The organism is Methylomonas rivi (genome assembly GCF_024505165.1).
Taxonomy (GTDB): domain Bacteria; phylum Pseudomonadota; class Gammaproteobacteria; order Methylococcales; family Methylomonadaceae; genus Methylomonas; species Methylomonas rivi.
In genome coordinates, this window is record NZ_JANIBK010000197.1 from 1 (window position 1) to 5,396 (window position 5,396).

4 protein-coding genes are annotated in these 5,396 nt (G+C 59.5%); all 4 read left to right on the forward strand.

Annotated elements, in window-relative coordinates; all coding sequences use genetic code 11:
• Positions 1 to 947: putative inorganic carbon transporter subunit DabA (locus NP596_RS19530; protein WP_256617076.1), on the forward strand; the 947-nt coding region annotated here is incomplete at its 5' end.
• Positions 947 to 2,524 carry a proton-conducting transporter transmembrane domain-containing protein gene (locus NP596_RS19535; protein ID WP_256617077.1) on the forward strand — a complete coding sequence of 526 codons (1,578 nt, stop codon included), beginning with the start codon at positions 947 to 949 and terminating at the stop codon, positions 2,522 to 2,524. The genes NP596_RS19530 and NP596_RS19535, both read left to right, overlap by 1 nt.
• Positions 2,521 to 4,056, forward strand: a complete 1,536-nt coding sequence (locus NP596_RS19540) for a complex I subunit 4 family protein (protein ID WP_256617078.1) — start codon at positions 2,521 to 2,523, stop codon at positions 4,054 to 4,056. The genes NP596_RS19535 and NP596_RS19540 overlap by 4 nt, the downstream gene beginning before the upstream one ends.
• Positions 4,053 to 5,396 (forward strand): complex I subunit 4 family protein (locus NP596_RS19545; RefSeq protein WP_256617079.1); only part of this gene is annotated, 1,344 nt, incomplete at its 3' end. The genes NP596_RS19540 and NP596_RS19545, both read left to right, overlap by 4 nt.

A 5,396-nucleotide genomic window follows, 5' to 3' on the forward strand; every position in this document is an offset into this window, starting at 1 on the left:
CGAATGCCCGCGCTTTTGCCGCCATGGCCAATCGGCCGCCGGTACGGCACTTGTTGGGCGAACAAGGTATTACGATTCCCGACGACACCTGGTTTGTCGGCGCTCAGCACGATACCTGCAGCGACATTATCAGCTGGTTCGACCTGGAACAAATTCCCGCCGCAAGCCAAGCCGAATTTGCCGCGTTTAAAGCCTGCGTGGAGGCCGCCGACGGTTTGGCGGCGGCGGAACGCTGCCGCCGCTTCGCTTCGTCCGCTTATCCGAAAACCGCCCGGGCCGCGGTTCGACATGTGGAAAACCGGGCCATGGACTTGAGCCAAGTCCGGCCCGAATTCGGCCACGCCACCAATGCGGCGGCTTTCATCGGCCGCCGCGCCGCAACGCAGGGAATATTTTTCGACCGGCGGCTGTTTTTGATTTCCTACGACCCCAGCCAGGATGCGGACGGTGGTATCCTGGAAAACATTTTGCTGACCGCCGGCCCGGTCGGCGCCGGGATCAGCCTGGAATATTATTTTTCCAGCGTCAACAACGAGCGCTTGGGCTGCGGCACCAAAATTCCGCATAACGTCACCGGCCTGTTCGGCGTCATGGAAGGCGCCGGCAGCGATTTGCGCACCGGCCTGCCGTTGCAGATGGTGGAGATCCACGAAGCCATGCGCCTGCAGATAGTGGTGGAGGCCAAGACCGACGTGTTGGAACGCATCTACGGCCGGCAGGAAAGTCTGCGGGAACTGATCGGCGGCGGCTGGGTACATCTGAGCGCCAAGGATCCGGACAGCGGCGACATTTTCGTGTTCCGGCGCGGCAGCGGCTTTATGCCCTGGCAAGCCGCCGATGAGCCCTTGCCGCTAAGGGATAATTCGCCCGATTGCTATCGCGACGAAACCCGTGCCGTAGCGCCGATGCTGATTAAACAACCCTCATTTAGCGGAGAATCGGACTGATGGATGCCTGCTGGATAGTTCTGCCGCCCTTGCTGCCTTTTTTGGCAGCCGTAACGATAGGCGGTCTGCATTTTTTCGATTTTATCGACGGCGAGCAAGACGAAGCCGTCACTAGCCGGATCGGCCTGACTGCCGTCGGCTTGGCCGCGTTGACGGCCATCGGCCTTTGGCTGGCCGGCTTGTACGGCCTGTCGGCGGAAGAGCATGTCTTAGGCCATTGGCTCGACAGCGGCCGCTTCCGCATCGCCTTCTCGTTGCGCGGCTCGGGTTTTAATCTGAGTTTAGCCGCGCTATTTTCGCTGCTGCTGCTGATCGCGATGCGATTTTCCGTGAATTATTTGCATCGTGAAGCCGGCTTTCATCGTTTCTTTTTCATCCTTAATCTATTTGCGGCGGCCATGCTGCTGCTGGTGTTATCCGGCAATGCGGTATTTACCTTTATCGGCTGGGAAGTCGCGGGAGTTTGTTCCTATTGGCTGATCGCGTACGCCTACGATCGGCCTACCGCCGCCCACAACGCCACCCGGGTGTTTGTCACCAACCGGGTCGGCGACGGCGGCTTTCTGCTCGGCATCGCCCTGTCCCTGATCTGGCTGGAAAGCGCCGATTGGCAAATCATCAACCAAAGCACAACCGACCTGGATCGCGGCGACGCCACGCTGCTGGCGTTGTGCTTTGCACTGGCGGCCTTTGCCAAATCGGCGCAAATTCCGTTTACCCCCTGGCTGGCGCGGGCCATGGAAGGACCGACCCCCTCCAGTGCCATTTTTTACGGCGGCGTGATGATACACGCCGGGGTGTTTTTGCTGATTCAATTGCGGCCCCTGTTTAACCAAGCCCCGCCGGCCATGCTGTTGCTGGCGCTGGTGGGCGCTTTGACGGCGGTTTACAGTTACTGGGTGGGCTTGAGCCAAACCGACATCAAAAGTTCTCAGGTTTACGCCGCCTCGGCCCAACTGGGCCTGATGTTTCTGGAATGCGGCTTGGGATTTTGGGATCTAGCCGGCTGGCATTTATGCGCGCACGCGGTGGTACGCTGCTACTTGCTGCTGACCGCGCCATCGATATTGCACGCCACCCAAGGCCAAGCCATCCGGCCGGTGCCGCCGCGCTGGGCCGATTGCCGCTGGGCGTTCATGGCTTCGCTGCAACGCGGCTGGCTGGAATCGGCGCTGGATTGGATGCTGGTCAAACCGATTCAGCAATTGGCAAAGGACATGCGCACTATCGACGACCGCATCATAGACCCCGCGCTGGGCGTGCCGGGGCCGGCCATCCAAGCCATTTCCTCCCTGGCGGAATGGGAGGAACGCAGGATGGGCGCCAACCTGGACAGCGACGAGGATAGCTTTGCCCGCGGCAGCGGACTAGCCGGCAAACTGGCGCAGTGGACGGCGGGCTTGCTAAGCTGGTTCGAATACCGCTTTATTTTACGCGGCATAGGCCGCGACTCGATCCGCTGGGGCCGCCGGCTGGGGCGGCGCGCCAACCGCTTCGAGCGCTTATTATCGAGTCCGCGCTATCTGATCCTGTTTGTGTTGATCACCCTGATGGTGGCCTTGGGGTATGGCGCATGACCGATATCGTTTACTGGCACGCGGCCACCGGCTTTCCGTTGTTAACGGCGCTAACCCTGGTGCCGCTGTTGACGATGGGCTTGGTATTGTGCAACAAGCCGGCCCGCAGTTTGAATATCGGCCTAGCCGGCGCATTGCTGAATCTGGCCCTGAGCCTTTATTTATTGCGGGTGTTCGATTCCCGGGCGCCGGGCATACATTTGGCCGAAAGCCTGGATTTTTTAGGGGCCGGTTATCGAGTCGGCGTCGACGGCACCAACATTCTGTTCATCCCCTTGACCGCCATTCTGGGTTTGCTGGCCCTGGTCTACACCATGATTACCCGCCATCGCAGCGACAGGTTGTTCGTGGCCTGTTTGCTGGCTTATCAGGGCATTCTGATCGGCGCCTTCGCGGCCCTGAACGCCATGCAATTCTGGTTTTGGTGCTTGCTGGAACTGGTGCCGGTGGTATTGCTGACGGTATCGGCGGGTACCGGCGGCCAACGCAACCGGGTGATCAAGACCGTATTGCAGTATTGGCTGTCCGGTTTAAGCATGAGTCTGGCCGGATTTTTATTGCTGAGCGCGGGTTTGATGCAAAGCGGCCTGGATTTCAGCTTCGACTGGCTGACCCTGAAACATCATAATCTGGCCATTCCGCATGAAACGCTGATTTTCATTCTGCTGTTTTTCGGCTTTGCGGTGCGCATGCCGTTGTTTCCGTTTCATGCCTGGCTGCCCTTGCTGGCGGAACACGGCACCGCCGCCAGCGCGGCAATTTTTTTACACGGCCTGAAACTGGGCGTTTACGCCCTGATCCGCTTTATCTTGCCCTTGGTGCCGGGGGCGGCCGAAGATTGGGCCGATTTTGTGGTGAGTTTGGGCCTGATCGGGATTTTTTACGGCGCCCTGCTGGCGCTGATGCAGATCAACATGCGCCGCTTGCTGGCGTTTGCGGTGATCAGCCATACCGGCATGCTGGTGATAGGGGTATTCTCGTTCAACGATTTTGCGCTGGAAGGCAGTATTTTACTGTCGGTGGCCTACGGTTTGGCGACCGCCGGCATGCTGTTCAGCATAGGCCTGATTTACGAGCGCACCCGCACCTCTTATCTGCCCCGGCTGGGCGGCTTGTTCGAGAATAATTCCGCGATCGGCCTGCTGTTTCTGATCTCCGCCCTCAGCACCATGGTGATGCCCGGCACGCCGGGATTCGATGCCGCCCACTTGCTGATCGAAGGCGCCATCGAGGAGCACGGCTGGCTGATCGCGATTGCCATTTTGGTCGGCAACGTGCTGGCGGCCGGTTTTTTATTGTGGGCGTTTCAGCGCCTGTTTATCGCCTACCCCAGACGATTCATGCAACCCTACAGCAGCATCCATCATCCGGTGATACAGGAACGCATCATTGCCCTGGCCGTTTGCGGCTTGCTGGTGGCGACCGGCTTTTACACCACGCCCTGGCTGAAATTCATCGACCAGGAAGCCAGCGAAATCGGCGAACACTACCCCGAACACCGCAGCCACCATGCCAACGAGCCCGCTCCATGAATGAGCCTTTTCCCCTATTGTCCTTATGCCTGATCTGGCCCCTGCTGGGCGCGTTGCTGCTGGGGGCGGTCAAAGATCCGCTGCTGGCCAAACGCCTGACCTTGCTGGTGGCCGGCGCCGAATTGGTATTCACCCTGCTGGTGGTATGGGGCTTTAATCCGGCTTTCGGCGGCTTCCAATTCCAGGAAGACCACTTGTGGATACCGGGCCTGAATGTGCATTATCTGCTTGGCGTGGACGGCATTTCGCTACTGTTTTTGCCGGCGACTGCCTGGCTGACCCTGATGGCCGTACTGGCGGGCTGGAACAACGCGCAACCTTTACCCCGCTTTCATCTGGCCTTGCTGCTGGTGCTGGAAAGCATCACCCTCGGCGTATTTACCGCCCTGGATTTGCTGTTGTTTTTCCTGTTTTGGGAACTGACTCTGCCGCCGCTGTTTTTTTTGATCGGCCTGTGGGGCATGGGCGCGGAACGCCGTTATGCGGCCATGAAATATACCCTGTACATGCTGTTCGGCGGCGTGCCGCTGTTGTTCGGCATTATTCTGCTGGGGCTGAACCACGCCGGGCTGGCCGGCGGCGCGGCGCAAGCGCTGAGCTTTAGTCTGCCGGCCTTGCTGCAAACGCCGCTGGCGAACGACTTGCAAAACCTGGTCTTATTGTTATTCATGCTGGGGTTTGCCGTAAAAGCGCCGCTGATACCGTTTCATACTTGGCTGCCCACGGTAGCCATGGAAGCGCCCGCCCAAATCACCGCCTTGCTAACGGGCTTGAAACTGGGCGTATACGGCATCGTGCGTTTCGCCATTCCGCTGGCGCCGGCCGCGGCCGGCGAACACCGCTGGCTCATGGCCATTATCGGCTGCATTACCTTGGTTTATGCCGGGCTGATCGCCTTGCGGCAAACCAATCTGCGCCGCTTGCTGGCCTATTCCAGCATCAGCCATGTAGGCTTGGTGTTGGTGGGCGTTGCCTCATTAACCCTGCAAGGCCTGCAGGGGGCGGTCATGCAATTGTTGAATTTCAGCATGGTCGCCGGCAGCCTGATGCTGATCGCCGGCATGCTGCAACAGCGCCTTGGCAGCACCGAATTGGCGCATTTGGGCGGCTTGGCCAAACCCATGCCGCGTTTGACGGCGTTGTTTTTTCTGTTTGCCTTGTCCGGTATCGGCGTACCGCTGACCAGCGGTTTCCCGGCCGAATTATTGATTTTGCTGGGCACGCTGCAAAGTTTTCCGGCCTTGGCCCTTGCGGTTTTATTTTCCGCCATCGTCGGCGCGGCCTATGTGCTGGGCTTCGCCCGCCGCGGCCTGTTCGGCCCGGTCGCGCGGCAAACGGTT